Raw genomic sequence first — 21315 nt, forward strand, 5'->3', positions numbered from 1 at the left:
CCATTTCTGCATGTTCCCGAAACAAGTTCGTGACAAGCAATAAATGGAACGAGCTTCCATTAAGAACCTTCAGCAGCTCAATTTCAAATGCCTGCTTCACAAAAATGTATATGATTTCTAGCATAGATACACACAAAAGATAAATCTATTTCATTTTCTAAATATCTTTAACACATCTATAATAATTTTAGCACAATCATATCTATATTTAATTTTGAAAAAAGGCTTATTATTTAATATTTACTTATGATAACGTTTATAAAATTGATTTGCGCTCTATTTCATAAAAATTAAATTTGAATAAATACTGTTTTCTGGCTCACCATTTTTTCTATAAAACTGTTCTGCTTCACTAACCCATCCTATAATAGCATATCCATATCCATACTCCCTCATAGATTCTAATGTCCGTAGTAATAATAAAGTACCTATATTTTCACCTCTCTTTGAAGCAAGAACACCTATTGGCCCAAGGAATCCTTTTGCTGAAGCATCATAACATGCAAATCCTAATAATTTTCCTTCTTCTGTTGCAATGAAGCATTTTCCAGGACTCTGCATCAAAGATTGCTCAACCTCATAAGTCCAATTTGCTTGAAAATTTTCATGAACAAAATTTAATATCTCCTCTTTATCTCCAGGAAAGGCTCTTTTTAATTGAATCTTTTTGTTAGTTACTTCATAATGTGGCAAATTAGTTAGTCCAACTATCATATCTCCACCTTTAAATTTACTCATTCACTAATACCCCCATTGCTTATATTTTTTATTGCACCTAATCCGCCTAATATTGATAGTATAGAACCCATATACCGATACTTTGTAATAGACTGTTCTAAATAAATTACATAAGTATTTGTGTCTATACTACCACCGTAATCATGTACAATTCTTGACACTTCTTTATCACCTAAATTTACACTATCCATTAGTATAGATATCCCCACCAAAAAAATAACAACAAAAAATATCAATATTAAATTGCTTTTCCTCATAAATTTCCTCCGATTTTAAACTTATTTTTCAATGCTTCATAATTTCTGAAATATACGACCTAACTGAGGAATCTAAAATTATATTATAGCAACCCTACAAACCGGAATTTATATCAAACTCTCATAAGAATTTTCTATTACATTTGGCAACAATGTGTATACATTACAATCACACAATTTATCAAAATATTTTTTCAAATCTAAAAATGCTTTCCATTTGTCAATAGTGAAATCTGGTAAACCATGTCTTAATGCCACATCAATTAACCTTTTCTCCATTATGCACGCACCATTTAGTAATGATATTGCATCACACAATTGTATTAGTCGGTCATAATCATCATATACCGTATTCTTTATAAAGCGTGACAAGAAAACCTTTTGTTCTTCTGCGCAATCAAATTTTCCAAAAAAAGTATTTACATCTTGTATTGGATATGAATGTGTTAAACATATTCTAGCAATCTCTTTTTGATTTACTATCCGTTTACTTATTAGAATTACATATGCTGTGTATTCTATTTAGTTGGTTCTCTAATGAATCAATGACTTTATCATAATCATCTGTTTCTACTTCATTAAACTCCAATGTAACTATTTTAGGATTTGCTCGTTTAAGAACCCACTCCAACAATTTGTAATCTTCTTCCTCCATAGCCTGATGTGTATCCATTGGAAAACCATCTGTATCATAACCCGAACCATTTGTATGAATTTCTATAACATGATCAAGTGGTAACTTTCCAATATAATCATAAACATCCCACCCCCTATATTTTGCTGTAAGCTTTGCATGTGTTATATCAAGCAAAAAAGATACATCATTTTCAATTATTATTTTACAAATTTGTTCTGGCATTATATACGGATAGAGATCAAATGCCTTGCGATCATGTGGTGTGTCTGGTGAATTTTCAAGCAATAATGGTACTGATAAATTCTTTTTAAAAAACTGAATTTGTTCAGACATACGTTTGTATATATCCTCTTTACTCATTCCTTCAAACATATCCTTAGACCTTATAGCAAGATGGAGGCCGTAATGAGGTGAATCGCACTTTTTTATAATACTATTTGCAGAATTAAAATTAATCTTTTCTATGTCATTCATTCCTGTATTTTCAAAATAACCCAACCCATGTACTAAAACAGGCCTCATTGAACGCATCGTTTTAAAATCATTATCAAAATTTCCATATCCAAATGACTTAATATAATCTATTTTTACCGAATCTTTCTCAATAAGAATTTTTAAAGCTTTTGACCAGTTACATCCAATATCCATATCAAGATTCTCCCTTCATGTACTTGAAATGTATTCAACTATATCACTACTATAATTGACTTATAAACCATTTTATGTAATATAAGTTTATTATATCATAATATTTAAAACCGTATTATTCAATTTTCAAAGAACTTCTTTCTTATCATTTACTACTTCAAATCTACAAAATATGTTTTAGTTTTTATAGAATTATACATTAACTAAATATAGATAAACAAATTAAAAACTTGATTTGTTTATCTATATAATAATTTTTAACTTATTTAATTATTTTACTTCAGTTTTACACGTAATTAAATTAGAATAGTTAATTGCCCATTTACATAAGTCATTTAAAATTGGCAAAAGACTTATTCCATAATCCGTAAGTGAATATTCCACTTTTGGAGGTACTTGGTTATAAATAACTCTATTTATAAGCTGTCTTTCTTCTAGAGCTCTAAGCTGTTGAGTTAACATTTTTTGTGTAATATTAGGTAAACTTCTTTTTAACTCATTAAAACGCATAGTTTTTTTCCCTAGATTCCAAATAATAAGATTTTTCCATTTACCACCTATTATATCTAATGTTAGCTCCATAGAACAATTATATTGAATACCTTTAAATTCCATCATTTATAATCCACCTCATATATCTTCAAACACTAATTATGGTATACAAATAGTAACCATGTTCCTAAAAAGTGCGTACTTGTTAATATTACCGCAATCATATAAATTATATTATATCACAGGAACTTGAATGTGATGTAAAAATTGTTAATTAATTAGGAGTGAAATTCAATGAATTTAATTAATGTAAACCAATCAAAATGTATTAAGTGTGGAATTTGTGCAAATGTATGTCCTTCAAGCGTTTTATCTATAGACAAAACTGGTCCTAAAGTCATTAATGCTAATAACTGCATTGCTTGTGGACAATGCGTTGCTGTATGTCCTAATGAAGCGCTAGATAATATAAAATCACCTATAACTAATCAGAGTGATATAGATAACTTTCCAGTTATAAATTCAAAAACTGCAGAACATTTTCTTAGATCGAGGCGTTCAATACGTTGTTATAAAGATGCTTCAGTACCTAGGGAAAAACTATTAGAATTAACTAATATTGCGCGTTATGCACCTACTGCTAGCAACAGTCAAGCCATCTCATATATTATTGTAGAAAGTAAGAATATATTAGAAACGGCCACTGAAATTATAGTTGAATGGATGGAAAAACAATTAAAAACACCGTCTCATCATTGGAGTTTTTCAAGACATGTACAAAACTATAGAACTTATGGAATAGATTCAATCTTGCGTAACGCTCCTCATCTTATAATCGCGACAGCTCCAAAGAACTTTGAAAAAGGAAGAGAAAACACTATTTCAGAACTTACTTACGCTGAACTATATGCAACTACTATTGGACTTGGTTCTTGCTGGGCTGGATTATTTGAATTTTGTGCATTTTCTAATCATTTGCCACTAATTTCTCTATTTAATATCCCTGAAGACACAGTTATTACGGGAGCTATTATGGTTGGTTACCCAAGATATAAATACAAGAAACTAGTAGACAGAAATCCCTTAAATGTAAGGTTTATCAATAAATGATTTTTAAACAAAATAACTCAAATTTATGATTTGATGTGAATCGCTTACTTTCTTGAATAATACGATTTTACAATTTGCTATTTATTTTTAGCGATTCATAATTTGAGAAGATTATGAAATAAAGTTTATTATTTTAGTATCAAAATTAACTTTCATTATTTTATGGGTGCAAAACCTTATTAACAAGATATTTTGCTTCAGCATAATCACTTTTGCCAACAGAAATAGTATACTGGATTTGATAGTCCATGTTCACTCCAACCCTATTTAAACTAAATCTATCACCATATCTTAAATCATTTATTGCTTTGTGAGTATATTCGATATTGTTCTCTTCTAGAATATTTATTATTTTTGATACTTCTTCAATTGAATATCCAATGTATACATCTTCCTTAATAAACAAAAAGATTATCTTGTTAAATAAAAACATCACCCATCTCCCCTTATAAATTTTCCTTATTTTGCAATGTTATAGTTGTGATGCCCTAACTTACTATTCTGCATTAATTAGAATAATCATCTATTTTAATTAAACTTTCTTGCGTACCTATACCAGAAATTATATAGGCTTAATTTTAAAGTTGGATATCTATAATTTAAGCTCTATACCACTTTTCTTTTCCCTTAGCAACGTTCCTATTAACTCAACAATCTGTGCCCCTGCTTCTACTGGAGGCATTCCATTTCTGTGTATATTGGATATTACAGTTCTTTGAGATTCTGGTTTTCTGCTGCTTGCCTCATAAGCCATATAACAGCTCATGCTTTCACCTGTAGCAAGACCTGGTCTTTCTCCAATCAATATAAGTGTAACCTTTGCATTTATTGCTTCACTTATTTTATCCATAGTAGCAACTCTGGCATATTTAACAAAGATGGGAGTTCCTATTTTGTATCCTTTAGCTTTTACGCCATCAACAATCATAGGATATATTTCCTTTAAATTTACAGTTATAGCTGGCGAACTTAATCCATCTCCTGCTATAATCTGAACATCAACATTACTAATGCATTTTTCTTTTATTTCCTTTATTACTTTTTCAGAAAAGCTTCTTCCAAGGTCAGGCCTTGTTATATATTCTTCTTTATCTTTTACTAATGTTTGAACTTTATAAAAACCAAGCTCATTAATTGCTTCTTCATCTACATGAGTCCAGACTGCATCCATTGCAACTGCATGATCTGCTCTAAGCCTTAAGTAATCACTGGTTTTGTAGCGTGAACCAGCTCTTCCTATGCAAATTCTTGCTGATGTTGATTTTTTTAAACTCATAAGGCCATTATAATCTATTGGATTATCTACTGAAACCTTAGTATTTAAATCAATTGTCGATATATCTTCTAAAATATCCTTCTCCATAACTTACACTCCCATATTCAAAAATATTGACGGATCTCCTGCCCTGCTTGTCAATATTCCATTTTTCATTATTCCAAGCTCTTCAAGTCTGTCTTCAAATTCTTTAATTGGTCTTTTATTTGTTATTTCTCTTAAAGCTGCTATATCATGATAGCTTGAAGACTGATACATTAACATTACATCATCGCCACCTGGAACTCCCATAAAATAATTGCAGTTGGCTTGTGCAAGCAGCACTGCTAAATTCTCTAGATCATTTTGATCTGCCTTCATGTGATTTGTATAACAGGCATCAACTCCCATTGATAACCCAGTTAATTTTCCCATAAAATGATCTTCAAGTCCTGCTCTTATTACCTGCGCTCCATCATATAGATATTCTGGGCCTATAAAGCCAACAACTGTATTAACTAAAAAAGGATTATACTTTTTAGCAAAACCGTAACATCTTGCTTCCATTGTAAGCTGATCCGCTCCATTATGCCCATCTGAAGATAATTCTGAACCTTGTCCAGTTTCAAAATACATGAAGTTATCACCTTTAGAAGCTTTTAACTCCTTCATCATAGCATAAGCTTCATCCATTAACTTCACATCTATTCCAAAAGCTCTATTAGAAAGTTCAGAACCTGCTATGCTTTGAAACATCAAATCCATAGGTGCTCCCTTTTTTAAAGCCTCCATTTGAGTTGTAACATGAGCTAAAACACAATTTTGAGTTGGTATTTTAAACTTATACATGAAGTCTTTAAATGCCTTTAATATATTATATACACTGTCAATGGTATCTACTGCTGGGTTAAGACCAATTACAGCATCGCCTACTCCATAACTTACTCCTTCCATAACAGAAGCCATTATCCCATCAAGGCTGTCTGTTGGATGATTTGGCTGAAGTCTTGCTGAAAGTGTTCCGCTCTTTCCAATAGTGGTATTGCAAGTAGCTGTATTTATGAGCTTTCTTGATGCACATATAAGATCCATATTACTCATAAGTTTAGCTACACCTGCTATAACTTCTGAAGTTAACCCATCTCTTACTCCTTTAATTTCATCTCCATCTTTTGCTAAGAGAAATTCCCTAAATTCTCCTATTGTCATTCCTTTAATATTATTAAAAACTTCTTCATTTACTCCATCTTGAATAACTCTAGTGATTTCATCTTTTTCATAATCTACCACAGGATTATTTCTTAAATCTCCTATAGTAAGCTCTGAAAGTACAATTTTTGCTGCAACTCGTTCTTCAGTTGAATTTGCTATAATTCCTGCAAGTCTATCTCCGGATTTTTCTTCATTTGCCTTTGCAAGAACTTCTTTTACATCTTTGAAATTATATACCTTTCCAAAAAGCGCTGTTTTTAAAATCATATCTGTCTCTCCTTCATTTAGTGACAATTAGCAGATAAGCACATAATGCTCACCCGCTAATTTAAAGTTAACAATGTATAATTTCCGATAAAATTATATTTTTGAAAATTTACAAACTTTTCTTCTTTCATTGTCAATTATCATTTGTACATTGTTCATCGTCACTTATATAGTTTCTCCATCAAGCTGTTCTTCTGCACTTGTTCCACTAACCTTTGAATATACAAAATAATAAATTATTGCTAAAGCATAAGCTCCAACTACCCATAGGACAGTAGAAAAATTCGAGATAATTAACGCAACTAAAAATACGAATGCTATTATAATTGCTACAGCAGGTACAATAGGATAAGCAACTTTAAAAGGTCTGTTAAGCTCTGGCTCTCTGCTTCTTAAAATAAATAAAGAAATCATACTTATTATATATAATGCGACAGCTCCAAAGGATGATATAACAATGATTACAGCAGTTTGTCCTGTTAAAACAAATATCATTCCAATTAAACTCATTATGACTATAGAATGCACTGGTGCACCTTTAGAATTTGTCTTTGACAAGAATTTTGGTAAATATCCAGCTCTTGACATTGCAAACCCTTGTCTTGAATATCCTATAATTATTCCATGAAGACTTGCAATAAGACCAAATAATCCTATGAAGCTCATTGCATTTGATAGAAGCCCTGCTCCATATATCCCCTCTAAGGCTGTAGGTAGTGGTGAATCTGATGAGCTTATAGTTCCTGCATCTGTTGTTCCTGCTGTTACAAAGAAAGTTGCAAGTGCTAATACTACAAGAGTAGCTATCCCTAAAATAAAACCTTTTGGTATGTCTTTTTTAGGATTTTCACATTCTTCAGCTGACATTGCTCCTCCTTCAACAGCCAAGTAAAACCAAATTGCAAATGGTATTGCACCAAAAATTCCACTGAAGCCGCCTTTGAAAATATCGCCACCAAGAATATTACTCATCTCGATATGTGGCGCACCTGCTCCTACAAATAATATTAACCCTGCTATAGCAATAACAGTAACAGTAAGTTCAACTTTAGCTGCTGCTTCAATTCCAAGGCAATTTATGATTACAAATATTGCATAAGCAATTATGGCTGCTATAACTGCTGGAACTCCTGGTATTAGAAAATTAATATAGGCACCTATTGACAAAGCTATTGCTGGTGTTGCAAATAAAAATTCAACTAAGCATGAAAAACCAGCAAAAAACCCACCAAACTTTCCAAGAGCCCTTGATGCATATTCTGAAGGTCCTCCTGCATGAGGTATCGCAGTAGAAAGTTCTGCATAACTAAACATAAATGTAGTATAAAAAACTGTAACTATTAAAATTGCTACTATAAATCCAACTGGACTTGTAAAGTCCAATGCATAATTCCATCCACAATACATTCCTGATATAACCATACCAACTATTATTCCCCAAAGCTGTATTGGTTTTAAAGTCTTTTTTAATTCATTATTCATATTTATCACTCTCCATATATCTATTCAAATTAACAGATTAATTTAAAATTTATAAAATAAAATTAATTGATTATTCCTTAAAACATTCAATGCAATTAAAAAATTTTATATACAAAAACCCCTTAAAGCCTGATGTTTACTATAAATATTTAAATATTTTTCTTTTTTTATATTTTCATAGTAAAATATTAATAAATTTTTATATTTAAATACTTTTATATTTTTATAGTTAAATATATTAATAATTAAGTATTTTTGTATTTTTATAGTTAAATTCTTTCATACATAAATAGTTTCATAGTTATCTTTTTAAATATTTAACTTAGCAGTTATAAATTAAAGTTTTTATAACCGCAGGAATCGCATCACCTATAGGCAGACCTATATCCATATAGTCTCCATTCTTCGTAGATATTTTATCTATACATATAATTTCTCTTTTCTCTTTTAAATTTAAGGAAATTATCTGCCCAAGAGCTTTTCCAAAATCACTTTCTAAAATTACGATTATTGGTCCATCAATTTCTTCATATAACTTTATTATTTGATCTCCAATTATCTTAAGCTCTTCATAACTTGGACTCTTAGGTCCTATAAGAGAAATTGCTATTGGAGATTCTTCATACATACTGATCTTTTTAATTCCTTGAGCATATATTTCATTTAATTTCTCTTCTTTGTAAAATGGTTTTAATATAGGTATATTTTTAAGTGGTAGTACAGATTTATCAAAAGCTATTGTGCTGCCGCTTATTGTCATTGAATGATTTCCTGCTCCAATTACTGTTGCCCTTATTTTTTCTTTTGGAGATATCACAAGCTTCTTATATTTTTTAAATTCTGTACTTATACAATTTCCTAGCACCACTCCTATATCTTTGTGTTTCATGGCTTCTTTAAGACTAAGCTCTACATTTATATCACCTATATATTCACCTATTCCTCCTGAAAAACTTATATAATCTACTTTAATCCCTGCAAAGCCTTCAGTTATAAATAACTTTTCAGTATCTTCTTTCATTTCTTTTAAGATACAAACCTCTGATAAACTGCATGCTAATTTTTTGCATAAAGATTCTATATCCTTTATATCCGCTATTTTCCCAATCTCAATATCTAGATTTAACTTCTTTATGAGAAATTCAATTCTTCTTGAAATATAAATGACTTTCCCTTCATCATCAAACTTAATAAGTCTTCCCCCAATATCTAATGCAAAGGTTTCTTCACATTCACCACAGTTGAAAATTGCTGCGTTAGTTGTCCCGCCTCCAATATCAAGATTTATTATTCTTCTGTTAAGCTCCTTTGACATATCACAAGCACCTGAACCAAAACCTGCAAGTAATGACTCAAGTTTAGGGCCTGCAGTTGCTACTACAAAATCCCCTAGGAACTCCGAAAGGCTATTAGATACTTCTGCTGCATTTTCTTTTCTCGCAGTTTCTCCAGTTATAATTACAGCTCCAGTTGATATCTTATTTTTTTCTATTCCGCTTGATTTAATAGCCTTAGCGACAATCTCTTTGACTTTGCTAAAATCAATAGTTACTTCATCCAATAAGGGAGTAAATGCAATAGGGCTTTTGTAGATTATTTCCTTTCCATCAATTACTGTTTCCCTTATTAATGAAGAGCTTAAAATGTTTTTAAGCTTTAACTTACTAACTATGACTTCCGTTGTAGATGTTCCAATGTCAACACCTATGCTATATATCTGACTTTGTAAAATATACTTTCACCTCCTAAAATAAAAAAGAAGACAATGATGCAAATTAATACTTGACACCATTGTCTTTTACATTGAATTTCATATAAGCTTATTAAATAAGATTCCTACAAAATTATTTAATCAATACACAAAAAAATGGTGCCCAAAAAGAACTAATTCTTTCTAAGCACCATTACTTAATATATTAATGACATTGTATATCTACTTTTCTATCTTGTAAATATATTTTCACTTTTTCTTTACAAAATTAACTTATAGCTATGATTAACTTAATTATCTTTTTATTTTCTTGTATTATAAACGTCTTTCCTGTGTATTAAATTTTTCATGAAAGAAAATTTTAACATAACTCTAAAATCATTTGGCCATAACATAAATATTTTTCATATCTTCAGTATTAATCGGCTTAAATGCTCCAATAGTTCTTGTATTCTTAAAACTGCATTTATACGATAATTCGTCTATTTGCTCGTCTGTTAATTTAATTCCAAGCTCACTTATTGAATTTGGCATATCAACTTGATGATAAAAGTTTTCCATTGCTTTAATTCCTTCTAAAGCCACTTTCTCCGGATTACGGAAATCATTCGATACTCCCATTACATTCACGGCAAATTGTGCAAAACGTGTAACATTACTCTTATATACATATCTAGCCCAGCTTCCCCATACTGCTGCAAGCCCAGCTCCATGAGCTACATCAAACATACCTCCAAGTTCATGTTCAAGCTGATGACATGCCCAGTCTCCAATAGACCCACATCCAGTTAAACCATTATGTGAAAGACTTCCTGACCACATGATTTCAGCACGAGCATCGTAATTTTCAGGTTCTGACATCAATATCTTTGCATTATTAATTACTGCCCTCATTAGACCTTCGCTAATGTTATCTGTAATCTCCATACTTTCTGATTGAGTAAAATAACGTTCCATTGTATGCATCAAAATATCTACCGCACCACTTGCTGTTTGATATTTAGGCAATGTATAAGTAAGTTCTGGATTCATAATCGCAAATTTGCAGCGTGAGTAATTGCTATTAAAGCCTCTCTTTAGCCATCCATCTTCATTTGTAATTACTGATGAATCGCTCATTTCACTTCCAGCTGCTGAAATAGTCAATATTGCACCAATTGGCAGACAGCCAGTAACCTCTGCTTTTCTAGTATATATATCCCACACATCACAGTCATTTGCCATTCCATATCCTATTGCTTTAGCAGAATCAATAACACTGCCTCCACCAACAGCTAATATAAAATCAACGCCTTCCTTTTTGCATAGCTCGATACCTTCATATACTTTTGAGAGTCTAGGATTTGGAACTACGCCTCCTAAACTTATATAATCAATGTCTTCTCTTTTTAAAGATTCAAAAACTCTATCTAAAAGTCCTGATTTCTTTGCACTATTTCCACCAAAATGCACTAATACTTTCTTACAGTTTTGGGACTTCACAAGAGCACCTACCTGCATCTCTGCGCCTTTTCCAAAAACTACTTTAGTTGGTGTATAAAATCCAAAATTCTCCATTAACTAACACGCTCCTCAATACATTTTATGTTTTATATCATACCCAATAAATTTATTTTGCTTACATATATTTCATGCATTACATAAATAAATTTATTTTATACAATATTATCATAATACTTCGAGCAAGGTCTATTTCAAGGAAAATTAAGGCAGATTCAAACTAAAAGTTGATTTCTAAGCTTCTTTGCTTAATATTGAACTAATATCTTTTGCCATCTTATCAACTTCAGTTTTATGAACCAATTATCACATCATTTAAAATTTCTAATCTTCTATCCTCTTCATTTCCTACTGCATTGTCCTTAAGTGAAAAGTGAAACATATTAGATCCCAGATTTTTAGAAAGCTCACTTACATTGTCTACTTCCTTGTAATCAAGCTTTATTTTGTCATCATAAATGTCAACCACTCTAAATGCATTGATGTCTAAAAAGTAGCTGCTGTCTGAACAAAATGCCAATTATCTCTTTTAGATATAGAATTAGCATGATTATGACCACAAAAAAATATTCCACGCCCTTCATGCAACGCTAAAATTTTATTTAACTCTTCAATTTGTTCTATATATGAGTTTTCATCTTTTGAGAAAGTTGTAGTTCCGTAGACTGGATGATGGGAAAAAATAAAAATTGTCTTACCTGTTGAATGTATGATTTCATTTTTAAGCCACTGAAGCTGTACCTCGTCCATATATCCTGCCCAGCGCTCATGATTTGTTTCAAGAGTTGAATCAATAAAAATCATTATAATATTACCTTCACATATAGAAAAATATCTTTCTTGCTTTGTAATACTTAAAATATCATTTTTCGATGAGTTATAGCTATCATGATTTCCTAGTACATTAATAAAGTTAACTCCTTTATTTTTCATTGCACTGCATACATATTCCAATTCTTGTTTATTACCATAATTAGTTAAGTCACCTAAAGATATATGATAATCACCTTTAGTTTTTAAAAAGTTATATATCACCTTTTCATAATACTTATCTCTAATATCAAATATCTGCTTATCCTTCTCTCTATCCATTTCTTCAAGAGATGAATAATGAAAATCTCCTAATATAACAAGCCTCATACTATAAATTCCTCCTATCTTATTTCTATTGTCACTATATCACTTCATTATTAACATTTAATTATGCTATTGTTAATTTAAGTGAATTACTTATTAAATTGTAAATTTTATATTATGGCTTAATGTTTTTAGTCTTACAGATGGATTAAGAGTTTTAAAGGACGAAAATTTATATAAATAAAAAGTGAATTTAGTGGGAAATATATTTTGGGAGGTGGATATTATGTTAGTAAAAGATATAATGTCAAAAGATATAGTAAGCTTAAATTCAAAGGATTCTGTTGAAAGAGCTGCTCAAATTATGAAACAATTTGATGTCGGTTCAATACCCGTATGTGATTCGCAAAAATTAGTTGGAATCATTACAGATAGAGATATCACCTTAAATTCTGTAGCATCCGGAGCCAACACAAGCCAGCAAAAAATATGTGATGTTATGAGTTCTAATCCTGTTACAGGACGTCCTGAAATGGATGTTCACGATGCTGCAAAAATAATGAGTGACGAGCAGATAAGAAGACTTCCTATTGTAGAAAATAATAATCTTGTAGGAATAGTAGCTCTTGGAGATATTTCAGTTGAACCTAATCTTCAAGATAATGCAGAGAATGCACTTAAAAACATCTCACAACCTGGAACAAACAATCACGTGTAATTCTCAGTTAATTTAATCTGCTGAGAAAACTGCAAAAAACATACAAAACCATGCATTACAAAAGTATAAACACTTTTTCGTGCATGGTTTTTTATTTATGAAAATTTTCAATTTTCTTAAAATGCTATTTTATTATATTAATTACATTATTACGCTTAAAGACTATGCCAAAATTAAATGTGAATTTAATTTACAATTATATTAGTTAAATTATTACCCAAAAAATTATTCAAATTGATCTCCATATCCTGCCATTAACAATTTAACAACAACATTGTAACTTCTGATACCATCTTCCTGACCGCCGGCTTTTAGTATCTTATCATATACATTATCATATAAATCTGATATTCCACCTCTGTAGTTATCCCAAAATAAGGCTTCATTTTTTAGCTCCAGCTTCACATTGTCAGAAAGCTCACTATTTATTTTTTTGAAAGCATCTAGATTAGAATAATATAAATCACTCATGCAATAAGAATATGCCATAAAATACCCACTATATTGATATTCGTAACTATTTGAATTAATACATGCGAGAAAACTTATATAATTTGCTTCATATTCATTTATAAATCCTTTTACATGACTTAGTTCATGGCAAATAGTACTTGGAATATCGACTTGCGGCATATCATTATTATAGTTAGCTTCAAGAGTAAAATTTGTCTCTCCTTCTAATAGTTGATAAGACATTACCTTAGAGAAAATATATGGCTTAGGAATAGGATAATAGCCTTGAAGAAACGAGTAAGTCTTACCTAAATTTTTCATATTATCTCTTCCTTCCTGCCTTACATTAGTATCCAATTTCAAAAATCCATTTTGATCCTTTTGTATCTTTCCATCTAGTTCATTAAGCTTATCCTTAAAAAGTTCACAAATCTCAATAAGCCTTTCCTCGTCTGAATTATTACTAACCTTCAAATTTGTTAAAGTAACAAAATCCGTTCTAAAAGAGTTAACACCTAAAGCTATCATATTTAAAAACAAAAAAGCTGATACATAAATTAAAAAATTACTCGTTGCTCTTATAATAATTTTCTTAAACGAAAGTTTTTTGGTTATACCAAGATAAATATACCTTATTAATCTAACTAAAATAAATATTGAAAAACCATATAGTATTATCTCATATAGTGAAAAGGGAATTAAAGAAAATCCTCTTGGAATGGTATTAAGCACTATTATATATACATATTTATAATAAAAATCCGAAAAATTATCTATGTATCTTGACATAAGAAATAGTGCAGCACTGACTAAAAACAATACTCCACTTATTTTTAACTTTCTTTTATTAGATAAAATTTCTTTTGTTTCAGTTAAATTATTCATTTTCTTCTAGCCTTTCATACTGTAATCATCCATTTAAAACTTTCATGTATACTTTATATTATACCAATTATTAAAAGCATTTTCTTAATTAAACTATCTTACTTCCATGTATTTCATCTGCACCTGTATACTCCAAAAGAAAATCTCTGTTTTCCTTATTTACACCTTTTCCCGGCATTATTGAGATTCTGCTATCAGCATAATCAATTAACTCTTTTAAGATATCTTTACCAGACATAGCATCTTTAGCTCCACCTTTTGTAAGTATTCTATCTACACCAAGTTCTATTAATTCATCAACTGCTGCAAACTTATCTTCTACTTCATCAAATGCCATATGAAAAGTTATGCTCATAGGTTTAGCCAATTGTACTAATTCCTTAATAAGTCTTTTATCTACCCTACAATTTTTTATTGCTCCAATAACCACTCCATAAGCTCCAAGTTTTTTGCACATTTCTATATCATATTTCATTATTTCTACTTCATCTTCTGTATATACAAATTTTCCTCCACGCGGCCTTATAATAACCATTACAGGAATATTTAATTTCTCTATAGTCTTTTTAATTGTTCCGAAGCTTGGAGTAGTTCCATCCTCTAACAAATTATCACATAACTCTATTCTATCTGCTCCTTTATGAGCAGCTGAAACAGCATCCTCATAATTTCCAACACACATTTCCAATATGGCCATATTTATTTGTACCTCCAGTATTATTCCTTTAATTGATAGTAGATTTTATATTAATTATTGTCTATTTTTTAATTCTTTAACTGCTTTTCTCGTAGAAATTAATTTCTCTTCTGTCTCTTTATTAATTCTCATTTTGGCTTTACATTTATTTTATATTAAAATAAAATTTTTTACCACCATTTATATACTTAAGCATATGAACATAATTTTCTGCAACACGTGCTACAACATTTGTCCTATAATCCGCCTTCTGATTAGTTTTTAATATCTGTAATTCTCCCATATATCTCATGTATTCTTCATTTAACATAAGGAGTTCTTCTTGATGCTGCAAGTCCTACTATTTAATTATTTTATTTCATATCTATAATTCTGTTTATACAATCTGATCTTTGCACACTTTAAAATGAAATAATCCAAGGATAAAGTTTTCCTTGGATTATTTTTTATATTAAAAATATTATTTTATGCTATATATAAGCTTCATAGGATGCTCTAAATAAGATGTGTAAATGTTTTATATTCTTAATAATTTGCATTTATTCTATAGTTAAACTTTATTTATTTAAAATACATCCATAACCATTACTAGGATTAGCACATTGATTGCAACTAACACACTTTATTTGAGTTCTATGCTCTTTCTCATACTTATTTATAAGATCCGGCTCTGAAATAAAAGGTCTTGCCATACCAAAGTACTCAATTTCTGTATTGTTTAGTAACTCTTCCATTTCTTCGAAGTTACGATTTCCTCCTGTAACTATAACGGCAACATTATTTTCTTTAGCTATCGCAGCTGCTTCTTCTTTAAAATAAATCCCTTTATTTGAGGATAACGACATAAAATTACCACTTACTTCTATTGCATCTACACCAAGTTTTGTTAATTCCTTACATGTATAAAGGCAATCCTCTAAAGTTAATCCTCCTTCAAATCCTTCCACACTATTAACTTTAACCCAAATTGGATATTCAGGTCCAACTGCTTCTCTAATTGCTGAATATGTTTCAAGCAGCATTCTTGCTCTGTTTTCTATAGAACCACCATAAATATCATTTCTACGATTATAATAAGGCGTAATAAACTGATTTAACAGAAATCCGTGAGCAGCATGAATTTCAATACCATCAAATCCTGACTTTTTAGCTCTAATTGCTGCTTCTGCAAATTTTTGTTGAACAGCCTTTATTTCACTAATATTCATTTCTTTCGGAATAACATTAGTATTTTGGTTTGCCACGGCACTTGGTCCAAGAACCTCTCTATCCCCTACATCTCCCATAACATAGGAACCTATATATACTAATTGGGATATGAAATTAGCTCCATGAGAATGAACTTTATCAGTTAACTTCTTGAAATTCTCAATAAATGAATCCTCGTATATTGATAATATAGGAAATGATTTTTATGCTTCATCTACTAATGTAAATCCAGTAACAATTGTTCCTACGCCACCTTTTGCTAAAGTCTCATATTTTTCAATGATTCTCTCATTGATGAGACCTTCACCAGTAAAATCCCCTATGGCTGCACTGATAAAACGATTTTTTAAAGTCATATTTCCCATTTTAGTTGTATCTAATAATTTTTTCATATATTCATTTCTCTCCTTTATATTAATTTCAATTTATTTAATTGTTCCTTAACCTTTTTTCTAACTTCATCATTTTGCATTTCCTTAACTTTATAAAAATCCATATTCCCAATTAGACTCTTTACCCTTATTAGCTTATCTAGATAAATGTTAGTACGTTTTGTTATTTTTTTGGAACATATATTCTTAATAAAATTATAAATACTTATATCAATATTGTCAATAAAATTTAGAATTTTCATTCCATTTTTTCGACTTGAATATATATTTTTTAATTTAAATCATATATTTCTTAATATTTATTGGAATTAATATGCCATTTATAATTATTTTTTATATTATATCCTGCTATATCATTTAATTTTTGTAACATAAAAACATCCTTTTGGAATTTATATATCTGTAATTGACATTAAAATAAAAAAAATATAAAATTAATTAGAACAAAAATTCCACAGTATTAGAGGTGAATGAAATGGGAAAACGTGAAGATATTTTAACATCAACTCTCGATTTAATTACAGAAGAAGGCTTGCAATCTGTTACATTTGCAAAAATTTTCAAGCGGGCAAATGTTGGATCCGGAACTGTTTATAACTATTTTAAGAATAAAGAAGAACTAGTGAATGCATTATATAAAGATATAGCAATTCATATGTCAAACTTTGTAATAGAAGATTATGATTCTACAGAAACATTATACGAAAAATTTAAATTTTTCTTAAATAGAATAGCAGATTTTGCAATCCATTATCCAAAAGAATTACAATTTCTTGAAAACTACTCTCATTCGCCATATATATCTGAAAATTTAAAAAACACTACTGACCCTGCAATGAATGATTTTTTTTCAATTATACTTGAAGGGCAAAAGCAAGGAATTATTAGAGAAATGAATTTGATGATGTGTTGTCAGATAGCTACTGGGTTGATTATATCTGTTATTAAAGGCCATTTAAATAATAAGTATCCATTAGGCGAAGTAGAAATAAAACAAACTATAGAAGCCTGCTGGAGAGCTATAAAAATTTAACTAAAGACTTTTATGCAAACATATTATATGAAACGAAAAAGGTTAAAGGTTTAGTATTCTTATACTGAGGCTTTAACCTTTTCATTTGTATAACTTTTAATTTATTATTATTTTCAACGTTCTCATTTACTATTCTAGCATACTAAATAAAAATTCTAATTTTATTTATTTCTTTTTCCTATTCTTCATAAAATACAATGCTGCAGCACTTACTGCAAATACTACAAATAATTCTGTAATTATAAGCAATGCTTTAGCATTACCACTTAAAGCTTCAATTTTTTCATAAGCAGGCTTTGAAGTTTCTTTTTTCATTTTATAGGTTTTAATATCACCATTTTGATCTATTATTGCACAATCTCCATTAAGTTTTGAAAGCATTTCAGTTGAGCTTAAATAAGTTAATGAATCTTTTAATATCTCACTATCTGGTGATGTTAATACAAGCATAGCTTTTTGATTATCAAACTTAGATATATCAAATTGAAAATTAGCAATTTTTGAGCTAAAAGGATCTGTTAACTCTAGCTTTTCATTTGATAAAAGTTTAGAGTAATTTTCATCATATTTAAACCATAGCTGATCATTTATAGCTGTAATCAAATTGTTTGTTTTAGGAGTTCCATAAATAATTATATTTTTCTTTTTATCATCATCAGTTACATTCGAGCTTCTAACTACTTTAAAATCTCCATTGTTATACGAAACATCTTTTCCTAAGTATCCTACAACCTTTCCTAAAGAATTTATTTCCTCAGAGCTTAACTTATCAGGTACAATCATTGCTGTATCATTAAACATTCCATCTTTCACAAATGGAGCACCATAACTAGAAAAATAATATTCATTTATAGTGTTATTCCCAATATATAAATAGGAATCTCCTGTTACCAAAGCCCAAGGAGTTTCTTCCTCTCTTTTTTCACAATAAGTATTTTTTTGTTCTAAGTCAAAAGCAACTTTTATATCTAAATAATTTGTATTACTAACATCACTCGGCAAATTTAATTCTATCTCATCCTGTGAACATTTAGCTTCTTCTAACTTTTTACTACCTATTGGTGTATTATTGATATAAATAGTAACTAAAGATTTATCAAAATCAAGATTATCAGAGTATCTCATGAATAGCTTAATCTTATCACTTTGAGAAAAAATTCTATTTTTAGGAATGCTATAACTTATAGTCGATTCTCTTCTAAAAGGACCTGCTAATTGCATTTCATTGATTCCCATGTCTTTAAAAGTGACTTTTCCACTTGTATTAGTATCTGGCATAGTTTCTGCTTTTAAATCACTGGTTACATTATAGGTATCACTATTTAGTTGAAATACTAAATCACTATTTTGTAAGGTTTTGATTCCTTTTATTAAATTATCATCATTATCACATAAAATCACCATAGTTTTAACATTTTCATTTTTTGAATATGCTGAATTTAACACCTTTATAAGGCAATTACTACTTTCATTGCCTTGCATATTAAATTCATTTTGAAAGCTATTATAGCCTCCAATATAAATACTATTTGTGTTCTCTTTTTTTGCAAAATCACTATATTTTAATATACTTATTTTATTTTTATATGTATCATTTAACTTCTCTAGATATGAATTTAAAATAAATGCTGCACTTAACTCTCCATCACTATAATTATCAGGGATTATAATTGATAAATCATCTAAATCTCCAGTGTTATCTTGATTTTTTAAAAATGGATATGGAAAATTAGATATTTTATTATCAGAAATAATATTATTAAATGTTGCTTTTACATTGCTGCTCTTTTTTATTACAAACCAATTAGCTAAATTAACATCATCTTTACAGGCTTCATCGGAAGGTCTTAAATATGTCTCTACTTTTAACTCATTTGAGCCGTTTTTTAAAATATTATCAGGTATAGGAACTTTTATTTGTTGTTCTTCTGAATCATTTTTATATATTATTTTTTGTGAATAAAAAGGTGTTCCGTTAACCGATAATTTTATGTATGCTTCTTGATCTGCATCAATTAATTGATTTATGCTAAAATTAATTTCTGCCGTTACTTTTGTATTTTTCCACCACTCATCTATATCAAAATAAGTGCTATGACTTGAAAATGCTCCGCTAAAAACTACATCATTATTAAAATTATAAGTCTTACTGCTTTCATTCTGCTCCGCTATATTGTTTCCTTTGGGTGCTGCTGAAACTCCTACTATTATATTTAAAGAAAAGACTATTACTAAGAGTAAAATATTCATAGTATTTATAATAATTTTTTTCACTGTATTCCCCCCTATGAAAATCTTTCTGTCTTATACCATTTTGTTTCTCTTTTAAAAACAATATCCCTCAAATAATTATAAAATCCAGCTACAGATACTATAGCCCACATTTTGCAATAAGTGAAATAGCTTAATAGTATAATTAACACGTTCTTAAAATTTAATTCTCCCTTTTCGGTCGAAATTGCTACCATTACAGATAAGATAAAAACCAATAATGCCATAAGCCATAAAATTGCTTGATATCCTCCAATATGTATTTGAACTAAATTTATTCCGCCAAGTATAAATATAGTATCTGATATTACGCTTGCAGATAAAAAGAAAAAATAAACTAAAGTGTAATATAATATATCAAATCGCGTAACGTCAGCTTTTGTGCTGAATAAATATTTCAAATTTTTTATTACTACATATATATTTCCTTTTACCCATCTGTTTCTCTGCCTAAACCATACCTTAACCGTTTGAGGTTCCTGTTCATAAGTTACGGCAAGAGGCATAAATTTTATCTTATACCCCATTCTATAAATTCTAAAACTCACCTCTGTATCTTCTGTTATAGCCTTCGTATCCCAGCCGCCCATTTCTTCCATTATTTCTCTTCTTACAACAAAATTAGTTCCTGGGATGGTGCATAATTTAAGCAGATTCCATCTCCCTGCTTGTGCCATCCACTGATATGTAAGAGTTTCTATATTGATAAAATTAGTTAACAAATTTCTTTCTTTATTTCTGCATCTAAATTTTCCAATTACTGCTCCTAGGCCCTTATCCTTCATCAAAGTTTGTACTAAATACTTCAATGCTTTCTTATCTGGAGTATTATCTGCATCATATACAGCCAAAACTTTACCCTTACTTTTTCCAAGTCCAATATTTAAGGCATTAGATTTTCCTTTTCCTCCAATTATATTATCAGTGTTTATTACTATTAAATTTCTTTCTTTATGAAACTTTTGCATCTCCTGCAAAATTTCTGCTGAATTATCACTGGAATTATCATTTACTACTATTATTTCATATTTATCCTTTGGATAATCTAATTCTAATAATGAAATCACTGTCTTTCTAATAACCACGCCTTCATTATGAGCTGGAACCAATATAGATACAAACGGATACTCTTCTAATTGTTCATCCATTTTTTCTTTGTTTATTTTTGAATAATACACATATCCTGATATGACTAATACTACATTCATAAATACTGTTATCCATATTATTATTAAAGAATACATAACTAAATAATCTACAATACTCATATC

The 21315-nt window shown here is 29.6% G+C and carries 23 protein-coding genes; 3 read left to right on the plus strand and 20 right to left on the minus strand.

All coding sequences use genetic code 11. The features are described 5' to 3' along the window. Nucleotides 1-276: 276 nt before the first annotated feature. The 5 genes from CLOBL_RS19835 to CLOBL_RS19850 form a co-directional block, all read right to left on the minus strand. Nucleotides 277-738 carry a GNAT family N-acetyltransferase gene (locus CLOBL_RS19835; RefSeq protein ID WP_077860609.1) on the minus strand — a complete coding sequence of 154 codons (462 nt, stop codon included), beginning with the start codon at nt 736-738 and terminating at the stop codon, nt 277-279. Then, a complete protein-coding gene (locus CLOBL_RS19840; protein WP_077860610.1) occupies nt 735-995 on the minus strand; it encodes a hypothetical protein in 261 nt (86 codons plus the stop codon). The genes CLOBL_RS19835 and CLOBL_RS19840 overlap by 4 nt, the downstream gene beginning before the upstream one ends. 108 nt (nt 996-1103) lie before the next feature. Continuing rightward, the gene (locus tag CLOBL_RS28165; protein WP_179117803.1) at nt 1104-1274 is read right to left on the minus strand and encodes a hypothetical protein; all 171 of its coding nucleotides are present in this window, start codon (nt 1272-1274) and stop codon (nt 1104-1106) included. Nucleotides 1275-1482: 208 nt separating this feature from the next. Further along, nucleotides 1483-2280, minus strand: a complete 798-nt coding sequence (locus CLOBL_RS19845; RefSeq protein WP_077860611.1) for a DUF692 family multinuclear iron-containing protein — start codon at nt 2278-2280, stop codon at nt 1483-1485. Nucleotides 2281-2550: 270 nt separating this feature from the next. After that, nucleotides 2551-2898 (minus strand): helix-turn-helix domain-containing protein, encoded by a 348-nt coding sequence (locus CLOBL_RS19850; RefSeq protein WP_035301857.1) that lies wholly within the window; start codon nt 2896-2898, stop codon nt 2551-2553. A 168-nt stretch (nt 2899-3066) separates the two neighbouring features. Here CLOBL_RS19850 and CLOBL_RS19855 point away from each other — a divergent pair, with 168 nt between their 5' ends. Next, nucleotides 3067-3882: a nitroreductase family protein gene (locus tag CLOBL_RS19855; RefSeq protein ID WP_077860612.1), complete on the plus strand. Its 816-nt coding sequence runs from the start codon at nt 3067-3069 to the stop codon at nt 3880-3882. Between the two features lie 160 nt (nt 3883-4042). Here the strand turns inward: CLOBL_RS19855 and CLOBL_RS19860 are convergent, their stop codons facing one another. The 8 genes from CLOBL_RS19860 to CLOBL_RS19895 form a co-directional block, all read right to left on the minus strand. Beyond that, nucleotides 4043-4315 (minus strand): hypothetical protein, encoded by a 273-nt coding sequence (locus CLOBL_RS19860; protein WP_077860613.1) that lies wholly within the window; start codon nt 4313-4315, stop codon nt 4043-4045. Between the two features lie 159 nt (nt 4316-4474). Beyond that, nucleotides 4475-5245: an ethanolamine ammonia-lyase subunit EutC gene (gene eutC, locus CLOBL_RS19865; protein WP_077860614.1), complete on the minus strand. Its 771-nt coding sequence runs from the start codon at nt 5243-5245 to the stop codon at nt 4475-4477. 3 nt (nt 5246-5248) lie between these two features. Beyond that, on the minus strand, nt 5249-6616 hold the full coding sequence (locus CLOBL_RS19870) for an ethanolamine ammonia-lyase subunit EutB (protein ID WP_077860615.1): 1368 nt from the start codon (nt 6614-6616) through the stop codon (nt 5249-5251). A gap of 165 nt (nt 6617-6781) precedes the next feature. After that, nucleotides 6782-8098 (minus strand): ethanolamine permease, encoded by a 1317-nt coding sequence (eat, locus tag CLOBL_RS19875; protein ID WP_077860616.1) that lies wholly within the window; start codon nt 8096-8098, stop codon nt 6782-6784. A gap of 322 nt (nt 8099-8420) precedes the next feature. Continuing rightward, on the minus strand, nt 8421-9830 hold the full coding sequence (locus CLOBL_RS19880) for an ethanolamine ammonia-lyase reactivating factor EutA (RefSeq protein ID WP_077860617.1): 1410 nt from the start codon (nt 9828-9830) through the stop codon (nt 8421-8423). Nucleotides 9831-10187: 357 nt separating this feature from the next. Beyond that, a complete protein-coding gene (locus CLOBL_RS19885; protein WP_077860618.1) occupies nt 10188-11366 on the minus strand; it encodes an iron-containing alcohol dehydrogenase in 1179 nt (392 codons plus the stop codon). 235 nt (nt 11367-11601) lie between these two features. Beyond that, complete coding sequence (locus tag CLOBL_RS19890) at nt 11602-11829, minus strand: hypothetical protein (RefSeq protein WP_077860619.1); 228 nt, start codon at nt 11827-11829, stop codon at nt 11602-11604. After that, complete coding sequence (locus CLOBL_RS19895) at nt 11796-12449, minus strand: metallophosphoesterase family protein (protein WP_077860620.1); 654 nt, start codon at nt 12447-12449, stop codon at nt 11796-11798. The genes CLOBL_RS19890 and CLOBL_RS19895 overlap by 34 nt, the downstream gene beginning before the upstream one ends. A gap of 223 nt (nt 12450-12672) precedes the next feature. On the opposite strand from CLOBL_RS19895, the gene CLOBL_RS19900 reads away from it, so the two are divergent. Beyond that, complete coding sequence (locus CLOBL_RS19900) at nt 12673-13104, plus strand: CBS domain-containing protein (RefSeq protein ID WP_077860621.1); 432 nt, start codon at nt 12673-12675, stop codon at nt 13102-13104. Nucleotides 13105-13329: 225 nt separating this feature from the next. Here CLOBL_RS19900 and CLOBL_RS19905 read toward each other — a convergent pair whose 3' ends face one another. From CLOBL_RS19905 to CLOBL_RS28615, 5 genes are all read right to left on the minus strand, one after another. Next, on the minus strand, nt 13330-14442 hold the full coding sequence (locus CLOBL_RS19905) for a DUF3810 domain-containing protein (RefSeq protein ID WP_077860622.1): 1113 nt from the start codon (nt 14440-14442) through the stop codon (nt 13330-13332). Nucleotides 14443-14530: 88 nt separating this feature from the next. Next, nucleotides 14531-15139, minus strand: a complete 609-nt coding sequence (locus tag CLOBL_RS19910) for a copper homeostasis protein CutC (RefSeq protein WP_077860623.1) — start codon at nt 15137-15139, stop codon at nt 14531-14533. A gap of 145 nt (nt 15140-15284) precedes the next feature. Then, nucleotides 15285-15449 carry a phospho-sugar glycosidase domain-containing protein gene (locus tag CLOBL_RS19915; RefSeq protein WP_077860624.1) on the minus strand — a complete coding sequence of 55 codons (165 nt, stop codon included), beginning with the start codon at nt 15447-15449 and terminating at the stop codon, nt 15285-15287. A gap of 247 nt (nt 15450-15696) precedes the next feature. Then, the gene (locus CLOBL_RS19920) at nt 15697-16539 is read right to left on the minus strand and encodes an NADH:flavin oxidoreductase (RefSeq protein WP_347472896.1); all 843 of its coding nucleotides are present in this window, start codon (nt 16537-16539) and stop codon (nt 15697-15699) included. A 12-nt stretch (nt 16540-16551) separates the two neighbouring features. Continuing rightward, on the minus strand, nt 16552-16740 hold the full coding sequence (locus tag CLOBL_RS28615) for a hypothetical protein (protein ID WP_242953881.1): 189 nt from the start codon (nt 16738-16740) through the stop codon (nt 16552-16554). A gap of 475 nt (nt 16741-17215) precedes the next feature. Between CLOBL_RS28615 and CLOBL_RS19930 the strand changes: the two genes are divergently transcribed. Next, entirely contained in the window at nt 17216-17773 is a 558-nt protein-coding gene (locus CLOBL_RS19930; protein ID WP_077860626.1) for a TetR/AcrR family transcriptional regulator, read from the plus strand. A gap of 165 nt (nt 17774-17938) precedes the next feature. Here the strand turns inward: CLOBL_RS19930 and CLOBL_RS19935 are convergent, their stop codons facing one another. Together CLOBL_RS19935 and CLOBL_RS19940 are read right to left on the minus strand one after the other, a co-directional pair. After that, nucleotides 17939-20047: a cellulose biosynthesis cyclic di-GMP-binding regulatory protein BcsB gene (locus CLOBL_RS19935; RefSeq protein ID WP_077860627.1), complete on the minus strand. Its 2109-nt coding sequence runs from the start codon at nt 20045-20047 to the stop codon at nt 17939-17941. Nucleotides 20048-20058: 11 nt separating this feature from the next. Continuing rightward, on the minus strand, nt 20059-21312 hold the full coding sequence (locus CLOBL_RS19940) for a glycosyltransferase (protein WP_077860628.1): 1254 nt from the start codon (nt 21310-21312) through the stop codon (nt 20059-20061). Nucleotides 21313-21315 lie beyond the last annotated feature (3 nt).

This window comes from Clostridium sp. BL-8, from assembly GCF_002006495.1.
Classification (GTDB): domain Bacteria; phylum Bacillota; class Clostridia; order Clostridiales; family Clostridiaceae; genus Clostridium.

Excerpts from the sequence above, each read along its gene's own strand:
- CLOBL_RS19835 (WP_077860609.1), bottom strand. The coding sequence starts at position 738 with ATGAGTAAATTTAAAGGTGGAGATATGATAGTTGGACTAACTAATTTG.
- CLOBL_RS19840 (WP_077860610.1), bottom strand. The coding sequence starts at position 995 with ATGAGGAAAAGCAATTTAATATTGATATTTTTTGTTGTTATTTTTTTG.
- CLOBL_RS28165 (WP_179117803.1), bottom strand. The coding sequence starts at position 1,274 with ATGGAGAAAAGGTTAATTGATGTGGCATTAAGACATGGTTTACCAGAT.
- CLOBL_RS19845 (WP_077860611.1), bottom strand. The coding sequence starts at position 2,280 with ATGGATATTGGATGTAACTGGTCAAAAGCTTTAAAAATTCTTATTGAG.
- CLOBL_RS19850 (WP_035301857.1), bottom strand. The coding sequence starts at position 2,898 with ATGATGGAATTTAAAGGTATTCAATATAATTGTTCTATGGAGCTAACA.
- CLOBL_RS19855 (WP_077860612.1), top strand. The coding sequence starts at position 3,067 with ATGAATTTAATTAATGTAAACCAATCAAAATGTATTAAGTGTGGAATT.
- CLOBL_RS19860 (WP_077860613.1), bottom strand. The coding sequence starts at position 4,315 with ATGTTTTTATTTAACAAGATAATCTTTTTGTTTATTAAGGAAGATGTA.
- eutC (WP_077860614.1), bottom strand. The coding sequence starts at position 5,245 with ATGGAGAAGGATATTTTAGAAGATATATCGACAATTGATTTAAATACT.
- CLOBL_RS19870 (WP_077860615.1), bottom strand. The coding sequence starts at position 6,616 with ATGATTTTAAAAACAGCGCTTTTTGGAAAGGTATATAATTTCAAAGAT.
- eat (WP_077860616.1), bottom strand. The coding sequence starts at position 8,098 with ATGAATAATGAATTAAAAAAGACTTTAAAACCAATACAGCTTTGGGGA.
- CLOBL_RS19885 (WP_077860618.1), bottom strand. The coding sequence starts at position 11,366 with ATGGAGAATTTTGGATTTTATACACCAACTAAAGTAGTTTTTGGAAAA.
- CLOBL_RS19895 (WP_077860620.1), bottom strand. The coding sequence starts at position 12,449 with ATGAGGCTTGTTATATTAGGAGATTTTCATTATTCATCTCTTGAAGAA.
- CLOBL_RS19900 (WP_077860621.1), top strand. The coding sequence starts at position 12,673 with ATGTTAGTAAAAGATATAATGTCAAAAGATATAGTAAGCTTAAATTCA.
- CLOBL_RS19905 (WP_077860622.1), bottom strand. The coding sequence starts at position 14,442 with ATGAATAATTTAACTGAAACAAAAGAAATTTTATCTAATAAAAGAAAG.
- CLOBL_RS19910 (WP_077860623.1), bottom strand. The coding sequence starts at position 15,139 with ATGGCCATATTGGAAATGTGTGTTGGAAATTATGAGGATGCTGTTTCA.
- CLOBL_RS19915 (WP_077860624.1), bottom strand. The coding sequence starts at position 15,449 with ATGTTAAATGAAGAATACATGAGATATATGGGAGAATTACAGATATTA.
- CLOBL_RS28615 (WP_242953881.1), bottom strand. The coding sequence starts at position 16,740 with ATGAAAAAATTATTAGATACAACTAAAATGGGAAATATGACTTTAAAA.
- CLOBL_RS19930 (WP_077860626.1), top strand. The coding sequence starts at position 17,216 with ATGGGAAAACGTGAAGATATTTTAACATCAACTCTCGATTTAATTACA.
- CLOBL_RS19940 (WP_077860628.1), bottom strand. The coding sequence starts at position 21,312 with ATGAGTATTGTAGATTATTTAGTTATGTATTCTTTAATAATAATATGG.